Origin of the sequence: Leptotrichia sp. HSP-342, assembly GCF_041199995.1 — a bacterium.
In the GTDB taxonomy this organism is placed as follows: domain Bacteria; phylum Fusobacteriota; class Fusobacteriia; order Fusobacteriales; family Leptotrichiaceae; genus Leptotrichia; species Leptotrichia mesophila.
This window is the reverse complement of record NZ_CP165646.1, coordinates 498,106-515,567: the sequence shown is the minus strand read 5'-3', so window position 1 is coordinate 515,567 and position 17,462 is coordinate 498,106. Positions and strand designations below refer to the sequence as shown.

The following is a 17,462-nucleotide window of genomic DNA, read 5'->3' as shown; positions in this document are numbered from 1 at the left end:
GAGGAACAAGAAATGGCAGAAAATAATAGAATAAAATTATCAAAATCAGATCGTCGTAGTGTAATGTTACGTTCTCAATTTCTTCAAGGTTCTTGGAACTACGAACGTATGCAAAATGGAGGTTGGGCTTATTCTTTAATCCCAGCATTGAAAAAATTATATCCAAATAAAGATGATGCTTCAGCAGCTTTAAAAAGACATATGGAATTCTTTAATACTCACCCATATATTGCTGCACCAATTTTAGGAGTAACTCTTGCTCTTGAAGAAGAAAGAGCAAATGGAGCAAAAATTGATGATGCAGCTATTCAAGGGGTAAAAGTTGGAATGATGGGACCACTTGCAGGAATCGGAGATCCAGTATTCTGGTTCACAGTACGTCCAATTTTAGGAGCAATTGCAGCTTCATTGGCAGCAGGTGGATCACTTATAGCACCTTTCTTCTTCTTTATTGTATGGAATGTAATACGTATAGGCTTTTTATGGTATACTCAAGAATTTGGTTACCAAAAAGGTGCTGAAATTACAAAAGATTTATCAGGTGGTTTATTACAAACAATTACTAAAGGAGCATCCATTTTAGGAATGTTCGTTATGGGAATACTAGTTCAACGTTGGACAACAATTAATTTCCCAATGGTTGTATCAAAAGTTCCTTTAGCAAAAGGGGCTTATGTAGAATTTCCAAAAGGACCTATAGACAGTACCCAGTTACAAAAAATTCTTGGAGATGTAGCAAAAGGATTATCGCTTTCTCCAGAAAAAGTAACGACTTTACAAGATAACTTAAATCAACTAGTACCAGGATTAGCGGCTTTATTATTAACATTCCTATGTATGTGGTTGTTAAAGAAAAAAATAAGTCCAATTCTAATTATCTTTGGATTATTCTTAGTTGGAATTTTAGGACATTTAGTTAAAATATTCTAAAAATAAAGAATTACTACTAATTAAATAATTGGAAAATCTATGTAAAGGAGAGAAGTTGGAACTAAAAAGCCAACTTTTTTCTAATTTTATATATAAATTTGAATTAAAGAAATGAGGAATAAAAGTGGCTATTTCAATGAATACAAAAGTGTTGTTCACTACAAAGGCAAATTCTTTATCGGGAATGATTGGAAATAAAAATGGGAATATACTTGTAGGTGATAAAGCCTTTGAATTTTATAATAACCGTAATCCCGAAGACTATATTCAGATTCCTTGGGAGGAAATTGTAAGAGTAAGAGCACAGATTTTTTTTAAAGACAAATATATTCGTGGTTTTTTCATAGATACTAAAAGTGCTGGATCGTATAATTTTGTTGTAAAAAATGCTGGAAAAACACTAAAGACAATGCGTGATTTTCTTGGAAATGAAAAAATTGTAAGAAATAAACCTGTATTGTCGCTGAAAAAAGTGTTTGAATGGTTTAAGAAGAAATAAAAATGACAGATTTGAAAATAAAAATGGACTAACTTTATATGATAGTCCAATTTTTTTATTTTATAAATATAGTAAAACTAGTTTAAAACAGAACTCAAAAATTATGACTATTTTACTCAAACCCTAAATTATATAATTTCTAGCAGTTTAATTTTAAATAGGTTCGAGTATATTATCAAATTTTGTTTCTGACTTTTTAAAAAGTATTAATATTCATATTTTTTATCATAACCTCTAGGTGTAACCATTTTTCCTTTTTTAACAAATGTATTTGAATTTCCGATTAATACAATTGTAAGCATATTTATTTCAGAATCAAGCATTTTTTCAAGTGTTGTGATTTCATGCTCTTCAGTTTCACGTCCTGCATTTCTTACGATTGCAACTGGCGTATCTTTTGGTTTGTGTTTTAGCATAATTTCCTGTGCTTCAACAATTTGTGTTGTTCTTCCTTTACTTTTTGGATTGTATAAGCTTACGATGAAATCACCTTGTGCAGCTAATTCTAGACGTTTTTTTATTAGTTCCCAGTCTGTTAGAAGGTTGCTTAGGCTGATTGTTACATAATCGTGCATAATTGGAGCTCCTACGATTGCGGCTGCAGCATTTGTTGCTGTAACTCCTGCGATTACTTCGATTTCCACATCGTCATTTTCTCCGATTACTTCATACATTATTCCAGCCATACCGTATACTCCAGCATCTCCACTGCTAATCAAAGCAACATTTTTACCAGATTTTGCAAGTTCCAAAACTTCAATACATCTGTCAACTTCTTTCATCATACTTGAACTTTTTATTTCAGTATTTGGAAAATATTCTTCAATTAAGTCAGTATAAGTTTTATAACCTACAATAATATCACTTTTTTCCATTGCCTCATAAGCCTTGAAAGTCATGTCTGCCTTTTTTCCAGGCCCAATTCCCACTACATAAATTTTTCCATTTTTGTTCATTTTCTCTCTTCCTTTCATTTTTAAAAAATTATATTTTCAATTCCTTAAATTATAAATTATTTATCTTTGTAATTCCTTATTTTTTTATAAAATTATCATATCTTATCAAATTATTTTACAATCAAAATAATAATTTTACAAAACCTTCAATTCATCTTCAAAAATAGACAATGTCATACCGTCTAATTTCACTTTTTTTACTAAAAATTTTCCTTTACCGCTAGAAGCCAAAAATGCACAAGGTTCGGAAACACCGTATACTCCGATTTGATTTTTTACAAATTCTGAACGTTCTTCAACTAAATCTTCTACTTTTAATATTTCTTCCTTATCAAAAAATTTAATTGGAATTTCAAGTTCTTCCATTGCCTCAATAAGCCCAATTTCATCAGATTTTACCCAGGCAGATGCTGCCATTTTTATAGCGGAAAGCTCTAAATTTTGTTTATCCATCACATATTTTAATTTTTCTATAATATGCTCCTTGCTAATTCCTCTCCTGCAACCAATTCCGATAAAAATATTCTGTGGTATAACCTTTGAAATTTCAATATTTTTTCTATTTGATACAATTATTGCTCCAGCACTATTTTCATTGTGAGATACAATGTTTTTTGGTAAATGCAGGCTAACTTTTTCTCCGTTCACAATTAGCGAAGTAACTCTTTTAGCTCCTTCCAAATCTTCCAATTTTGCCTTTATTTTTTGTGAAAATGTGTCTACAGCTATTTTTCCACCTACATCTGAAGCAGTTGTAATTACGGGGATAGCACCGATTCCTTGTGCGATTTTCTCACATTCTTCATTTGCTCCTCCTAGATGTCCTGAAAGCAGTGAAATAACAAAGTTGGCATGGTCATCAACAGTAATTACCGCAGGATCGGTATCCTTACTTTTAAATTTTCCGTCAATTATTCTCACAACAGCTCCAGTTGCTGTAACAAATATATGTAAATCATATTTATTAAATGTTTTTTCAAGCAAAATCGGTACTCTTTCATTTATAATAAATAGATTTTCGATATTTTCATTTTCAAGATTTAATAAATTAGCAACTCTTCCTGAAACATAAATATGCAAATTTTTATACACATTTTCTTTTATTTTTAAACAAGTTTTATATCCGTTTTTGCTTACGCAATATACTGCTGTTCTCATTTCTTCTCCTTTTTTCTATTTCTTTATAAATTTAATTTCTATTTTATCTTCATCAATTACGCTGCCATTCACAATATATTTTCCATTTTTATCTTCCAGTTCTCTTGCTGATTTCCATTTAAGAGTTTCAAAATCTATATTTTCAAATTTTTTAGTCTTTACAAAATTAAATCCTGAAAAATAATCATAAAAAATTACAAATAAATTATTTTCATCTCGAACATATATAATTTTTTCCGTTATTGGCTCTTTCACAACTTGAAATTTTTCAGGTTTTACATCTTTTAATTCAAGACCAAACAAATAAACTTTATCTTTATCTTTTCCAAAATCATCTTTAGTTTCTATATTTTCAAAATATAATACTTCAAATGATTTTACATCTACATTTTGAACTTCTTGTATATCCGCATATTCTTTACTAAAATAAACTTTTTTATCGTCTTTTGTATAATAACGATTTAGCACTTTAAAATTTTTAGGATTTAATCCTTTTAACTCTTTTACCATTTCATCTTTTCCATCCATAAAATTTATGTAATATGCTTTATTTTTATCTTTTGCATACATAAAATAATCTTTTTCATAATCTTTTACTATTTGAAAAGTTTTTCCATCCACATCTAAAACCATTCCGTTAGAATAAAATTGATTTTTATCTCTTACCAAATGTTCATTTACTCTTTCAAAAGTATACGGATCAGAATTTTTTATTCTTTCATTAGAATAATACAAATAATTTTTGTCTCTCGCAAATCCTGCGTAAGTATCAATTACTTCAAAAGTTTTAGCATCTGCTCCATCTATTTTTTCATTTCCTTCATAAACATTATTTTTATCTTTTGAAAAATTCAACTCCATTATTTTAAAACTTTTAAAATCAGCATTCTCTAGTTTATCTCCTTGAAAATAAATATTATTTTTGTCAAAAAAATAACTGGAATTATCATCAAAAAATTTTAATGTCTGTAAATCTATATCCTCTTTTTTTTCTCCATAAAGATAGACATTTTTTCCATCTGTAAAAATATAATCTTTTAAAACTTTAAAGTTTTTGGGATCTGCTCCATCTATTTTTTTACCAATATAATAAACACTATTTTTATCTTTTGAATACCCTCCACTAATTAGTTGAAAAGTTTGTTTGTCAACATTTTTTAAAATTTTTAGAGACATTATCATATTATCTAAATCGACAGGAAGTCCTCCATTATATGAAAATAAAATATACACTCCGTTTTTATCTTTTAAATAAATTGAAAATTCATCTGTCATTATTTCAAGAGTTTTTACATCTATATTATTTACCTTATTCTCCCAAAAATAAAGATTATTTCTATCTTTACCCAATCCGTAACTAATTTTTGTCAATAATTTAAAACTTTTAGGATCTGCTTCATTAAGAACATTTTCTTTATAATAAACATTATTCTTATCTTTTGCATACTCACCATCTTCGAAAACTTCAAAAGTCTTTATATCAGCTTCCTCAATTTTTCTGTTTATATAATAAACTTTTCCATCTTCTATTCCAAAATTTTCATTTAACTTTTTATTTTCTGAAAAAATCAGACTACTAATTAAAAATATCAAGAAAAATATTTTAATAAAATTCTTTTTCATATTTTTACGACCCTTCCTAAAATTTTCTAAACTTCCATCCTGAATACATTAATAACTGCAGTTTCATAAGGATGAGCCTCTTTTACCAGATAATATGCCAGTTCCTCAAATTCTCTTTTTACCCGAAATCGCATTATTTTCTCATTGGCTACACTTGATTTTCCAATTTCTCCATCAAAAGGATTTCCGCCTTCCAGAGTTTTCCAATGCCCAATTGCATCAGCTGTAGAATATACATCTGCATAAAATCCCTCTGTCAAAAGGTTATGTTTTTGTAAGTTTTCCACAATTTTTTCCACATAATTTTCTGGCACAAAAACTTCAAAACAGCTATATTTTTCTTTAAATTCTAATTTTGAACTCAATAAATCGTCGTTTTCATAGTTTAAAGTCAAATAAAAAAATGGTGTATTTTTAAACAATAATTCTAAAAATATTTTGTCGCCTTCCCACAATTTTAAATTGAAAATTTCATTTTTTGGAATCCATTTCAAATCCCCTTCATCACATTTCTTTTTAATTCCAGAAAAATCAGAACTTGTATAAACATACATAAATAAAGGCTCATCTTCATTATAGTTAAAAATTACCAGTCCTTTGTATTTATAATTATTCAGTTTGTATCCAGTTTCTTCGAATACTTCTCGTACCAAACATTGCTCAGGCGTTTCACCCTTTTCCATTTTTCCGCCAACGCCAATCCATTTTCCCTTATTTATATCAATTTCTTTTTTATTTCTATATAACATCAGATATTTATTATCTTTTTCAAGATAACATAATGTTGCAATCATATTTTTCTCCTATTTTTATAATTTATTTTCCAAATACTTTTTCAAAATCGGAATATGACTAATTTCAGAAGTTTTGCTTGCAAAAACCATTGTAACATTTTTTGAAAGCAGTTCAGATTTTATTATTTTTAAAAATTTATCAAAATCAGGATTTTTTTCCAATTCATTTAGATATCCTGCTGCAAATGTCTCAAAATTAATTTTTCCTTTATGATAATCTTCCCTAAGCTCCTTTGTAGGTGTAATTTCCTTTGCCCAGTAATCAATTTTGGCATCTTCCTTTTTCATTCCTCTTGCCCACAGCCTGTCTACAAATACTCTAAATCCATCAGTTTCTTCTGCTTTTTCATAAATTCTTTTCCAGTTTAGTTTATTCATTTTTAATCTTTCCTTTTTCTGAATTTATATCTTTTAGAATTATATCACATTTTTACAAAAAATACTTTTGTATTTTGTAATGAATTCAAAATTATTTTATAATTTTTCCAAAATATCTTGAATAACTTTCTTTTTTTCATAGTTTTCAGTGTATTTAAATTCTAACTGCTCCACTGTCATTACAATTTACCCCATTACATTAACCAGCATATAAAACCATAATTTTCCAACTTGTTTTTTAAAAATAATATGCTATAATTAACGTAGTTATACTTTAATCAAAAATAGAAAGCGAGAATTTTTATGAAAAATAAATTACTGATAGCTATTTTAACTTTTACTATATCTTTGTTCTTATTTAGTTACCCTGTTTTTCGCAGTGATAAAGTCAGCCTTAGTGAAAGTGAATTGCAAAAAAATAATGCTCAAATTGAAAAGCTGCTAAGTCCAGAAAATTTATTTCAAGTTACAGACGAAGAGGTTACGGCGTTTTTAGGCTTTTCTTCTCCAAACGAAGTTAAAGTGATGAAAATTTTAATGGAAGAGCAGTTTAAAGATGCTTCTTTTATGATTACCAAAATCGAATATCGTTCTAATACAGTTGCAGCCGTTTCTTATGAATCGAATGTAAAGAATCTTTCTGAAAGAGATTACAATGCTATTATTAAAACTATTGGATTTAAATTTAAACAAAAATATGGATTTAATATTAGCGAAATTTCCAAAAAATCTTCATCAAAAATTCAGGAACAATTGTACTTAAAAGATGTTTTTTCTATTACAGCAGATGTAGCTCATACTGAAATTACAAAAATTAAAACATATAAGAAAAATTCAGGTTTTGTAATGTTAAGCAAGACTAAGAATGGATGGGATATTTCAAATCAAGGTGTAGGAATGTCATTTGGTAAAGTGTATAAAATTAAATAATATAAAAAATTTGTGTAATTCTCTGATTATTCTTGATAAATAAATATCTTTTCAGAGTTTTACACAAATTTAAATTATTATTTTTATTTATTATTTCTTTGCAGTAATCACATAAATTGGATTTTCTGCCATTGTTACACTGTTTGTCTTAAAAGTTACAGTTCTTCATCTTTTTTACTCAATTACACCTTTATTCATAATTGAATTCTTCTTCAATATTACATTTTCAGTTTGTTCTAATAAATATAGAATTTGTCTGTAAAGTAAATCTAAAAATTGATAATAAAAGAAAAAGTTTTATTTTTAATAATTTTACGATTTCCTATCTTTTAATTAATCATTTTTCTTGCTTAAAATTTCAAAAATAGCCGCCATATCTTGTTCTCCATAACCTTGTTCTAAAGCTTCTGAATAATTTTTAGTTGTATTTTGAATTAATGGTAATGATAATTTTCTATTTTCGATTTCTTCATTTGATAATTTCAAGCCTTTTGTCATATGTTTAAGCATAAATGCCGCAGGGTATTCTCTGTTTGTAAACATATTTTTTTCCTGAAATAGTGGCGAACTCATTCTAGAATCTGAAATAGCATTTACAATAGTTTCTGTATCTATTCCAAAATTTTGTGCTAATAATAATACTTCACTATAAGCTTCTCCAAATATTCCAAGTAAAGAATTTAATACTAATTTTGCTCCAGTTGCTTTTCCTAATTCTCCAAAATAATATGTTTTACTTCCTAAAATATCAAAAATTGAATATAAATCTTTAGTATCAGCTTTATTTCCTCCAGCTAATATTAATAAAACTCCAGCAGTAGCAGCTCCTACTGATCCAGATACTGGTGCTTCAATATACTTTCCATTATTTTCAATAACAAGTTTTCCTACAGCTTTACTTTCGGTAGGTGAAATTGTGCTCATATTTACTATTTTTTTTCCTTTTATTTTTGATAAGACATTTTCATTTAAAATTTCTAATGCCGCATTATAATTTGAAATCATAAAAAATATAATGTCATTTTGTTCAAAAATTTCTTCTACATTTTTTGTGTTTTTAGCTCCTTTTTCTACAAGTGGTACAGTTTTATCAAAATTTCTATTGTAAACTGTCACATCAACAGAAGCTTTTAATAAATTTTTACCATAGGAGTCCCCATTTGTCCTAATCCTATCCAACCTATTTTAGCCATTATTTTATTTCTCCTTTTGCAAATTTAACTAGTCCGCTCAACCAATCCTGATGCCCATTCATCATAACATTTGGAACACTTTGAGCCAATGCTTTTACAGGTGTTTACATTATTTTCTTTATAAATTATCATATTCTAAATTTTTTGATAACTCATAATAATATAATAACACGATAACATATTTTTGTAAATACACACAATTTTGTAATAAATTTTTTGCATTTTATTATACAATCTATCACTATTTTTTCGCAGTAATCACATAAATTGGATTTTCTGCCATCATCATATTAAAATCCTTAACTTTTCTATTTTTACTCACGATTAACTGACAAATATCCACATCTTTAAAATTGTATTTTTTCAGTTCCTCAACAGCCGTAGATATATTTTCCAGTACGATAAAGTTTAGTACTAAAATTCCATCTTCAACAAGCTTATCATAAGAATATTTTATAATTTCCACCAGATTTCCAGCTGAACCTCCAATAAAAATTTTATTAAACTTTATATTTAAGTCTTTTAGTCCATCTGGCGCCATTCCTTTTATTACAGTAATATTTTTCAAATCAAATTTTTCTATATTCTTATGAATCAGCTCAACTGCCTCATCATTTCTCTCAATTACAAAAACTTTTCCGTTTCGTGCAAATCTTGCCATTTCCATACTCACAGAACCAGTTCCGCCACCAATGTCAAGACAAATATCATCATCTTTCATCTCCATTTTCCCAAGGCTTACAAAACGGATTTCCTCTTTTGTCATAGGAACTTTTCCTCTTAAAAATTCTTCATCTTTTATATGATACATTTTATTACTCCTTATTTTATATTATAGTTTAAAAAGAAAGCCAAGAGTAAATCCTAACTTTCTATTTTTTATTTGTTGTATAGTAAAACCGCTTTAAAGCCGAACTTAAAAGTTATGACTATTTTACTCAAACCCTAAATTTATATAATTTTCAATAGTTCGGTTTTAAATGGGTTCGAGTATATTTTTAAATTAATTTTTTAATGCCTGAATTGGCGGAGCTACTTTTCCACCACGATTAATTAGCACAGAGCAATCTAAATTATTTATATTTATAATATCTGCTTCTCCTAGAAGTCCACCAAACACTACTCTGTCTCCAGATTTTTTCCCAGGAACTGGGATTATTCTGACTGCGGTAGTTTTGCTGTTTACCATTCCAATTGCCATTTCATCTGCTATTATTCCAGAAATTATAGCTTCAGAAGTATCACCTGGAATAGCTATCATATCAAGTCCGACAGAACATACACAAGTCATCGCCTCCAATTTTTCAAGTGTCAAATATCCTTTACTTGTAGCTTCTATCATTCCCTGATCTTCACTTACTGGAATAAATGCCCCTGTTAAGCCTCCGACACGAGTTGCAGCCATTGCTCCGCCTTTTTTTACAGCGTCATTCAATATTGCAAGTGCAAGTGTTGTTCCATAAGCTCCGACTGCTTCCAGTCCAAATTCCTCCAGTACATTTCCAACACTATCGCCTACTGCTGGAGTTGGTGCAAGTGACAAGTCGATTATTCCAAATTCAACGCCAAGTCTTTCAGCAACTTCTTTTCCGATTAATTCTCCCATTCTTGTGATTTTAAAACTTACTTTTTTTATTGCTTCTGTTATTTCATCAATTTTTGCCGTTTTTGAAATGTTCGCAAGTGTGTGTCTTACAACCCCTGGACCACTAATTCCAACGTTTAGCACAACATCTGGATTTTCTACCCCATGAAATGCACCCGCCATAAATGGATTATCAGGAACAGCATTTGTAAATACGACAAATTTTGCGGCTGCCAGTCCGTCTGCATCTTTGGAAAGTTCAGCCAGTTCCTTTACAGTTTTTCCCATCATTTTTACAGCATCCAAGTTGATTCCTGACTTTGTAGAGCCTACATTTACAGAGGAGCAAACTCTGTCTGTTTCAGAAAGTGCCTTCGGAATACTGTTTATCAGCTTAACATCGCCTTTTGTAAAACCTTTGTCCACAAGTGCGGAAAATCCTCCAATGAAGTCAATTCCGATTGTTTTTGCCGCTCTATCAAGTGCTTTTGCAAAAATTGTGTAATCTTCGGCATTAGTTGCATTTCCAATTATTGAAATTGGAGTAACTGAAACTCTTTTATTAATAATTGGCATATTGTATTTACTTGCTACTTCATCAGCGATTTTTACCAAATCTTTTCCATTTTCCGTAATTTTGTTATAAATATTTTCTGCTGTTTTTTCGGCATCTGCATCAATGCAGTCAAGCAGGCTTATCCCCATTGTGACAGTTCTCACATCAAGGTGCTGCATTTCTACCATATCTATAGTTTCCAGTATCTCATCAGGTAATAAATTCATTTTTCCCTCCTAAATTTCTTATAATAGTTGCTCTCGAAAAATTCTGAAAAATTATATTCTGTGCATCGCCTTGAAAATATTTTCATGCTGCAAGTAAACTCTTACTCCAATCTTTTCCTCAACCACCTTAAACTCTTCCTGCAATCCTTTTATATCCGTATTTTTAGGAGCTTCCACAAGCATAATCATCGCAAAAATATCATTTTCAAACACTTTTTGAGTTATATCAATAATATTCAAATTAAGTTCACTTAACTTTGTCGATACATTCGCAACAATTCCTGATTTATCCGCTCCAATAACTGTAATAACTATTCTATCGCTCATCTTCATACCTCCATCTTCACAAAATTTAAATTATTTTTAAATATGCTAAATTATCGCATAAATTTAGGTATTTAGCAAGTAGAAAAATTTATACTTATTTATTATTTGAATGTTGTAAAATAATTTATGATAATAACTAAAAACTTTCTCTCTTTAAAATTTTTCAATTTTATTAGTATCCTGCCTGTAACATTTTTCTATAAAGTTCCCGAGCTTCTTCATATCCTGCATCTGATGCCATTTTTATATATTTTTTTGCATTGACACGGTTATCTTGGTAATAATACAAGACTCCTAGGTTGTATGTAGCCTTAATATGTCCTTTTTCTATAGCTTTTAAAAACATTTGTTTAGCTTTGTCGAATTTTTTTTGTTCATAATATAAAACCCCTAGATTATATATAGCTTCAACTTCACCAGCTTGACTAGCTTTTAAAAACATTTGTTCAGCTTTATCAAATTTCTTTTGATAATAATATAGGTTTCCCAAATTGTATATGGCAAAAATTGAACCTTGCTGACTAGCTCTTAAATACATTTGTTCAGCCTTATCAAATTTTTTTTGATCATAATACAAAACTCCTAAACTGTTCATAGCCGCAACATAACCTTTTTGACTAGCTTTTAGATATATCTGTTCAGCCTTATCAAATTTTTTCTGATCTTTGTATAAATTTCCTAAATTATTCATAGCTTCAACGTTGTTATTTTCTACAGCTTCTAAATACATCTGCTCAGCCTTATCAAATTTTTTCTGAGCTTGATACAAAAGTCCTAGATTATACATAGCTTCAACTTTACCATCTTTTTCTTGAACAGCTTTTAAAAACATCTCTTCTGCTTTTAAATAATTTTTATTTTCATAATATGATATTCCATCTTCTAAGTATCCAGCTTTTAATGCAAGCGATATGATAATAGTTCCCAATACGATAAGTTTTTTCATTTTAAATAATCTCCTTATAATCAATTTTTTATTTTATAAAATTATATTAATTATATATTATTTTTTATTTTTGTCAATAATTAAACAAAAATTATAGTTTAGATATGCTGGAGCTGTAAAAAACTTATTTATTGCTATTTGTTAATTAAAGTGATATAATTTGTCATATTTAATACAAAATATTTAAAAATGCATAAGGAGGAAAATAAAAAAATGAAATTTTGGAACTTTTTAAAAAAGGCTTTAATATTTACATTAAAAGAAACATATTCATTTTTTCTGAAAACAGCTCTGTTTATACTTCTGATTTTTATTATTGGAATTTCCACTATTGCGATTTTCAATTCTAAAAATAAGAATGAAAGAAAAAAAAGCTATGAATATATACTTTTTAACGTTGCAAATGTCAATGAAGATAAAGTCAAGGGAAACTTCCTTTCTGAAGAAAATTTATCATACATGGATATTCTCCAGAGCTTAAATGACATAAAGAATAATAATCAAGTTAAAGGTGTCATTATTGCACTTGATACAATAGACTTACCATCTTCAAAAATTGAGGAACTTTCAAAGAAATTTGAAGAATTAAAAGCAAACAACAAAAAAATATATGCTTTTGGAGCTTATATTACAAACGCTAACTACAAGCTAGCTGCCATTGCAAATGAAGTTATAATGGTTCCTTCCACTTCTGCTAGTTTGGATTTGACTGGTTATCATTATTCAGATATTTACTATAAAGGGTTGTTTGATAAATTAGGAGTAAATATGGAAGTTGTCCGTATTGGTAATTACAAGTCTTATGGTGAAAATTATACTGGAAATGAAATGACTCCCGAATTACGTTCAGAACTTACAAGAATACTAGAAAACAGATATGATAAGTTCATCACTGATATTTCCAAAAATCGTAAGATTGATAAAAATGCACTAAACAACGATATTGTAAATGGAACTGATACAAGCTTGACACCATTTGCAGCTCGTGATAAAAACCTAGTTGATAAACTAGAACATTTTTCTGATTTTACAAAACGTCTAAATATTCGTGAAGATAACGTTGCAGATATTACTGATTATTATGAAAAACAAGTAAAAGATCAGAACATTGGAAATCCTAGAAATGGAACTATTGCTGTAATTTATGCCGAAGGTTCAATCCTATACGATCCAAACGGAGTTACCGAAGGTGTTATTACACCTGACAACATTTTGCAAAAAGTTGAAAAAGCAATGCAGACTAAAAATTTAAAGGGAATTGTCCTTCGGGTAAATTCAGGCGGAGGTTCAGCGCTTGCTTCTGAAATAATTTATCAGGAACTTACAAAACTAAATATTCCAATTTATGTTTCAATGTCTGACACTACTGCTTCTGGAGGTTACTACATCTCAATGGCTGGAAATAAAGTTTTTGCAAACAATGCCACAATTACAGGCTCAATCGGAGTAGTTTCAATGATTCCAAAACTTTACAATGCACAGGATAAATACGGAGTTCATTCAAATTCAGTATCAAAAGGTAAATATTCTGATATTTCTGACAGCTTTGCCCCACTATCTGAAGAATCGCGTGCTAAAATTACTCAATCAATGGAAGAAACATACAAAGAATTCAAATCACGTGTTTCTAAAAATCGTAAAATTGATGAGAATACTCTTGAAAATTATGCACAAGGTAAAATATGGCTTGGAGATGAAGCTAAAAATATAAATTTAGTTGATGGAATTGCAAGTCTTGATGAAGTTATAAAAATAATGGCAAAAGATTTAGGATTACGAAAAAATTACGCTGTGGAAAGTATCTATCTGGAAGAAGATTTTTCACAAAAATTAAAATCCTTTACAAATATGATTACAGAAAAATTCAGTCTATCTGCACAACTTCAAAAAAATATTCCTCAAGCAAAAAAAGCATTTAATGAATACGACTTCGCGGTGCAGAATCAAAATAAACCGTTATATTATTTGACATATAAATTAGATTTATACTAAAAAAATTAAGGCTAGAAAAATATCTAGCCTCTTTTATTACCTATGCAATCTACGTTTAAACTCTTCTTTATAAGACTTATACGCATATCTTAACATTATACTCAAAATAAATAATGGAATAGATGAAAATATGCTCCAAGTCATCTTTTTACTTATAATTAGTTCCAAAATCAAAAGAAATATTCCAACAAAAAAAATGAAAAAATTTAGTATCTTTAATCTATCACTCTTATGCTTATCCCAGACATATGAAAAAACAAGACTAATAAGATAAAGAGCGATAACAATAGGAATTCCACGCTTTATACTCCAAGTCAATTTTTTATCTCCAAAATCAAGTAATAAAAAATAACTCGTAAATCCACTTAACAATAAAAATAGATTTGTTCTCATTCTATATGAATCCAAAAAAACAAACAATCCTAAATCAAATATTAAAATAGACGGAATTGCATAATAACCCCATTCCAATTTTCCATACATTATCAAATTTTGAAAAAGAACTTCCAGAATTGAAATTATTGATATTGTAAAAAATGATAAAAAAACAGCCTTTTTAACTTTCTTCATTTTCATTTCGTACAAATTTATATTAATCATCGGATATTCCTTTACAAATTTCTTTTCTTCCAGACCCTTTATCTCAGGAACAGGCGTTTCACACAATGGACATCTTTTCGCACCGTCTTCCAGCTCTACTCCACATTTTATACAATACATATTTATCCTCTTTTTCTATAATAATTTTACTTTAAAACTAGTCTCAAAAGTTGCGCTATCCATTTTAAAACATAATTTTTATTCGTATTAATTTGTTAAACACTAAAAATAATTAGTAATAATCTTGGATTTTATTCCTCTCTTTCTTAAATAAACAAAAAAATCCCTCTCAATATCATAATTTGCAGTCAAATTTCCAAAATTTACATAAACCTTATTAAAGTCACTTACAACTCCCATCTTGATTTTGCACCTTTTGCTTGGTGGCGGTAAAAATCGGAATCCCTTTAGATACTTTTCATACTTTTTATTAACTTTAAAAATTCCTAAATTTGAAAATCCTGTTGTATAGCCCCGTTCTCCGTAATAATCAAATATAAATGGGAAAAACATACGTTTTATCAAATATGGAACAGACTTTATTATTATATTTTGCATTGGATTCATTGCCTTGTATATACTTTTGTAAAATTCTTTTTTTGTAATTTTTAAGGCAAAATAGTTATCCAGATAAGTTATGATTTCAGAGAGGGAATATGCACCAAGACTTGCATCCATGCTAGGAGTTATGTTTATAAAAAAATTTCTGTATGTAGTTTCTTCAAAAATTTTTCGCAAATCAACTGGCACTCCAATAACAATCGGATTTTTTGCTTGTGAATACCTATCCAGCAAAATTTTGAAATATACTGAAAGAAGATATTTCCCAATAGTAGTCCCATATTTTTTACTCTCCTCCTTCAGGCTTTCCACATCAATTTCTCCAGTTGTAATATGGTACTGCCCCTTTTCCAGTATTTTCATTGGCAAATGAAATGCCGACTTTATCGTAGTTTCCTTGCTCACTTTCCTCATGTATTTTTCATAAAGGTCGACATATTCGTTTTTTTGAGGATTTTTCAGCCCATTATCATTTCCCAATATTTCCCTTGTTTTTTCAAAAAAATTTTTTTCAGATTTTTTATTTTCAAAATCTTTTTCATTTTTATTTATCTTTTTCCCAAAATTAATTATTTTATTTATTTTTTCAATTTCTATTTCCTTCTTTTTTTCAGTCTTGTAAATTAAATTATCCTTTTTATCTTTTTCAAAATTTTCCAAAAAATACCTTTTCTCCAAATATTCTTCAATCAAATCCTTAAAAAATAATGCCGCACCTTTTCCATCGGTCAAAAAATGTGCTATTTCTATCGACAATTTATTATTAAAATAAATGATTCTAAGCGGATTATCCTTCTGTATATCCGTACAAGGATAAGTTTTCTCCTCTTCAATCATAAAATGAGCCTTTTTCTGCTGCAAGTAATTCCAAAAAATTCCCTTTTTCAGCTCCGAATTATAAAACGGATATTTCTTTTCAAGCGAAATCGTAACTTTTTGCAATATTTCCAAGTCAATATTTTCAGAAAACAATGCTGAAAGCCGAAAACAGGTCGTCCTCCCCTCACTAATTATTGAAGAATATGTTTTTGCAAAAGCGTCCAGCTCATACCATATTTTTTCATTTTTCACTTTTATCCTCTTCTGTTTTATTTATTTTTTACTTCCAAAGCATTATTTAAACAAGCTTGCTCAAAACTTTCCTTTTACAAATTCAATTCTTATTTATAAATGCTCAAGACCAAGTAATCAAAAAATTATTACTCTTCCAAATATTTTTTCAAATTTTCATAATTTTTTTTCGCTGTTTCATAGCCAATACTATAAACTTCCAAAAGTTTCTTCTTATTTTTCTCAATTCTCCCAAGTGTCAGTTCCACTTCTGGACGAATCACAAAAATCTCTCCTTTTGCCTCCAGTTCATCAATATAGTCAAGCACTTCATTATATCGGCTATATCTTGTATTCATAAGTTCTACAAATTTAGGAAACTTTTTATATCTTATCCCAGTAATTTTACCCAATGCACTTTGTTTTTTTCTATAATTTTTATCACGTGTCAAGACAACTACATTTTTTGTATTTCCATTTTCTATAGATTTTTTAATTGGTATTGAATCAGAAACTCCACCATCCAGATAAACATTTCCATTAATATTAACCATTCTGGCAAGTAACGGCAAAGAGCTTGAAGCCCTTACATAAACAGTGTCCTTGTCGAAGTCTTTAACTTCTGGATATTCCGCTTCTCCAGTCTCACAATTTGTAATCACTGCCTGAAATTTTGTCTTATTTTTCATAAATGCCTCATTGTCAATTGGATTCAATTTATTCGGAATCTCGTCATAAACAAAGTCTACTCCAAACAAATCTCCAGTAGTAATTAAGCTGTATAAACTGCAATATCTTTTATCATCCAAATAATCTACCGATACATTAAATGCTCTTTTATGCTGTTTTGCTAAATAACTGCAGGCATGACAAGCCCCAGCAGATACGCCTATGCAACTATCAAATTCAATATTTTTTTCCAAAAAGAAATCTAGCACTCCTGCCGTAAATATCCCCCGAAGTCCTCCACCTTCTAATACTAACCCTGTTTTTTCTTTCATTAATTTCATCCCTTTCAATATTAATTTTTTGTTTTCTCCTATTATACACCCTTTGATTGTATTTTTCTACTTTTTTAATAATTTAATTTTTTACTGTTCAAATTTTTGAAATAAATTATTAGAAAAAATTGATTTCTATTAATTGTCAAGGTGTAA

The 17,462-nt window shown here is 28.8% G+C and carries 17 protein-coding genes; 4 read left to right on the top strand and 13 right to left on the bottom strand.

Going from position 1 to position 17,462, the window contains the following annotated elements:
- Positions 1-12 precede the first annotated feature (12 nt).
- Complete coding sequence (locus AB8B23_RS02495) at positions 13-930, top strand: PTS system mannose/fructose/sorbose family transporter subunit IID (protein ID WP_147006117.1); 918 nt, start codon at positions 13-15, stop codon at positions 928-930.
- 124 nt (positions 931-1,054) lie between these two features.
- Entirely contained in the window at positions 1,055-1,429 is a 375-nt protein-coding gene (locus AB8B23_RS02490) for a DUF956 family protein (RefSeq protein WP_039900842.1), read from the top strand.
- Positions 1,430-1,635: 206 nt separating this feature from the next.
- On the opposite strand, the gene cobJ is transcribed toward AB8B23_RS02490, so the two are convergent.
- The 5 genes from cobJ to AB8B23_RS02465 all read right to left on the bottom strand — a co-directional run bounded on the left by cobJ (position 1,636) and on the right by AB8B23_RS02465 (position 6,338).
- A complete protein-coding gene (gene cobJ / locus AB8B23_RS02485; RefSeq protein WP_039900840.1) occupies positions 1,636-2,385 on the bottom strand; it encodes a precorrin-3B C(17)-methyltransferase in 750 nt (249 codons plus the stop codon).
- Positions 2,386-2,520: 135 nt separating this feature from the next.
- The gene (cbiG, locus tag AB8B23_RS02480) at positions 2,521-3,543 is read right to left on the bottom strand and encodes a cobalt-precorrin 5A hydrolase (RefSeq protein WP_369713259.1); all 1,023 of its coding nucleotides are present in this window, start codon (positions 3,541-3,543) and stop codon (positions 2,521-2,523) included.
- 15 nt (positions 3,544-3,558) lie between these two features.
- A complete protein-coding gene (locus tag AB8B23_RS02475) occupies positions 3,559-5,166 on the bottom strand; it encodes a DKNYY domain-containing protein (RefSeq protein ID WP_369713258.1) in 1,608 nt (535 codons plus the stop codon).
- Between the two features lie 26 nt (positions 5,167-5,192).
- Positions 5,193-5,960: an NUDIX hydrolase gene (locus tag AB8B23_RS02470; protein WP_369713256.1), complete on the bottom strand. Its 768-nt coding sequence runs from the start codon at positions 5,958-5,960 to the stop codon at positions 5,193-5,195.
- Positions 5,961-5,975: 15 nt separating this feature from the next.
- Positions 5,976-6,338, bottom strand: a complete 363-nt coding sequence (locus tag AB8B23_RS02465) for a DUF488 domain-containing protein (RefSeq protein ID WP_369713255.1) — start codon at positions 6,336-6,338, stop codon at positions 5,976-5,978.
- A 303-nt stretch (positions 6,339-6,641) separates the two neighbouring features.
- On the opposite strand from AB8B23_RS02465, the gene AB8B23_RS02460 reads away from it, so the two are divergent.
- Positions 6,642-7,268, top strand: a complete 627-nt coding sequence (locus AB8B23_RS02460; protein ID WP_369713254.1) for a hypothetical protein — start codon at positions 6,642-6,644, stop codon at positions 7,266-7,268.
- A 333-nt stretch (positions 7,269-7,601) separates the two neighbouring features.
- Here AB8B23_RS02460 and AB8B23_RS02455 read toward each other — a convergent pair whose 3' ends face one another.
- From AB8B23_RS02455 to AB8B23_RS02435, 5 genes are all read right to left on the bottom strand, one after another.
- Complete coding sequence (locus AB8B23_RS02455; protein WP_369713253.1) at positions 7,602-8,447, bottom strand: NAD(P)-dependent oxidoreductase; 846 nt, start codon at positions 8,445-8,447, stop codon at positions 7,602-7,604.
- Positions 8,448-8,702: 255 nt separating this feature from the next.
- On the bottom strand, positions 8,703-9,272 hold the full coding sequence (cbiT, locus tag AB8B23_RS02450; protein ID WP_369713252.1) for a precorrin-6Y C5,15-methyltransferase (decarboxylating) subunit CbiT: 570 nt from the start codon (positions 9,270-9,272) through the stop codon (positions 8,703-8,705).
- A gap of 192 nt (positions 9,273-9,464) precedes the next feature.
- Positions 9,465-10,829, bottom strand: a complete 1,365-nt coding sequence (locus AB8B23_RS02445; protein WP_369713251.1) for a PFL family protein — start codon at positions 10,827-10,829, stop codon at positions 9,465-9,467.
- Between the two features lie 51 nt (positions 10,830-10,880).
- The gene (locus tag AB8B23_RS02440; protein WP_369713250.1) at positions 10,881-11,156 is read right to left on the bottom strand and encodes an ACT domain-containing protein; all 276 of its coding nucleotides are present in this window, start codon (positions 11,154-11,156) and stop codon (positions 10,881-10,883) included.
- Positions 11,157-11,328: 172 nt separating this feature from the next.
- Entirely contained in the window at positions 11,329-12,102 is a 774-nt protein-coding gene (locus AB8B23_RS02435; protein WP_369713249.1) for a tetratricopeptide repeat protein, read from the bottom strand.
- A gap of 213 nt (positions 12,103-12,315) precedes the next feature.
- Here AB8B23_RS02435 and sppA point away from each other — a divergent pair, with 213 nt between their 5' ends.
- Positions 12,316-14,094, top strand: a complete 1,779-nt coding sequence (gene sppA, locus AB8B23_RS02430; protein WP_369713247.1) for a signal peptide peptidase SppA — start codon at positions 12,316-12,318, stop codon at positions 14,092-14,094.
- Between the two features lie 36 nt (positions 14,095-14,130).
- Here the strand turns inward: sppA and AB8B23_RS02425 are convergent, their stop codons facing one another.
- The 3 genes from AB8B23_RS02425 to AB8B23_RS02415 form a co-directional block, all read right to left on the bottom strand.
- Positions 14,131-14,814, bottom strand: coding sequence for a DUF6320 domain-containing protein (locus tag AB8B23_RS02425; protein ID WP_369713246.1), 684 nt, complete (start codon positions 14,812-14,814; stop codon positions 14,131-14,133).
- Between the two features lie 102 nt (positions 14,815-14,916).
- Positions 14,917-16,326, bottom strand: coding sequence for an alcohol acetyltransferase (locus AB8B23_RS02420; RefSeq protein ID WP_369713244.1), 1,410 nt, complete (start codon positions 16,324-16,326; stop codon positions 14,917-14,919).
- A 128-nt stretch (positions 16,327-16,454) separates the two neighbouring features.
- On the bottom strand, positions 16,455-17,306 hold the full coding sequence (locus AB8B23_RS02415; RefSeq protein ID WP_369713243.1) for a patatin-like phospholipase family protein: 852 nt from the start codon (positions 17,304-17,306) through the stop codon (positions 16,455-16,457).
- Positions 17,307-17,462 lie beyond the last annotated feature (156 nt).

Excerpts from the sequence above, each read along its gene's own strand:
- AB8B23_RS02495 (WP_147006117.1), top strand. The coding sequence starts at position 13 with ATGGCAGAAAATAATAGAATAAAATTATCAAAATCAGATCGTCGTAGT.
- cobJ (WP_039900840.1), bottom strand. The coding sequence starts at position 2,385 with ATGAACAAAAATGGAAAAATTTATGTAGTGGGAATTGGGCCTGGAAAA.
- cbiG (WP_369713259.1), bottom strand. The coding sequence starts at position 3,543 with ATGAGAACAGCAGTATATTGCGTAAGCAAAAACGGATATAAAACTTGT.
- AB8B23_RS02475 (WP_369713258.1), bottom strand. The coding sequence starts at position 5,166 with ATGAAAAAGAATTTTATTAAAATATTTTTCTTGATATTTTTAATTAGT.
- AB8B23_RS02470 (WP_369713256.1), bottom strand. The coding sequence starts at position 5,960 with ATGATTGCAACATTATGTTATCTTGAAAAAGATAATAAATATCTGATG.
- AB8B23_RS02465 (WP_369713255.1), bottom strand. The coding sequence starts at position 6,338 with ATGAATAAACTAAACTGGAAAAGAATTTATGAAAAAGCAGAAGAAACT.
- AB8B23_RS02460 (WP_369713254.1), top strand. The coding sequence starts at position 6,642 with ATGAAAAATAAATTACTGATAGCTATTTTAACTTTTACTATATCTTTG.
- cbiT (WP_369713252.1), bottom strand. The coding sequence starts at position 9,272 with ATGTATCATATAAAAGATGAAGAATTTTTAAGAGGAAAAGTTCCTATG.
- AB8B23_RS02445 (WP_369713251.1), bottom strand. The coding sequence starts at position 10,829 with ATGAATTTATTACCTGATGAGATACTGGAAACTATAGATATGGTAGAA.
- AB8B23_RS02440 (WP_369713250.1), bottom strand. The coding sequence starts at position 11,156 with ATGAGCGATAGAATAGTTATTACAGTTATTGGAGCGGATAAATCAGGA.
- AB8B23_RS02435 (WP_369713249.1), bottom strand. The coding sequence starts at position 12,102 with ATGAAAAAACTTATCGTATTGGGAACTATTATCATATCGCTTGCATTA.
- sppA (WP_369713247.1), top strand. The coding sequence starts at position 12,316 with ATGAAATTTTGGAACTTTTTAAAAAAGGCTTTAATATTTACATTAAAA.
- AB8B23_RS02425 (WP_369713246.1), bottom strand. The coding sequence starts at position 14,814 with ATGTATTGTATAAAATGTGGAGTAGAGCTGGAAGACGGTGCGAAAAGA.
- AB8B23_RS02415 (WP_369713243.1), bottom strand. The coding sequence starts at position 17,306 with ATGAAAGAAAAAACAGGGTTAGTATTAGAAGGTGGAGGACTTCGGGGG.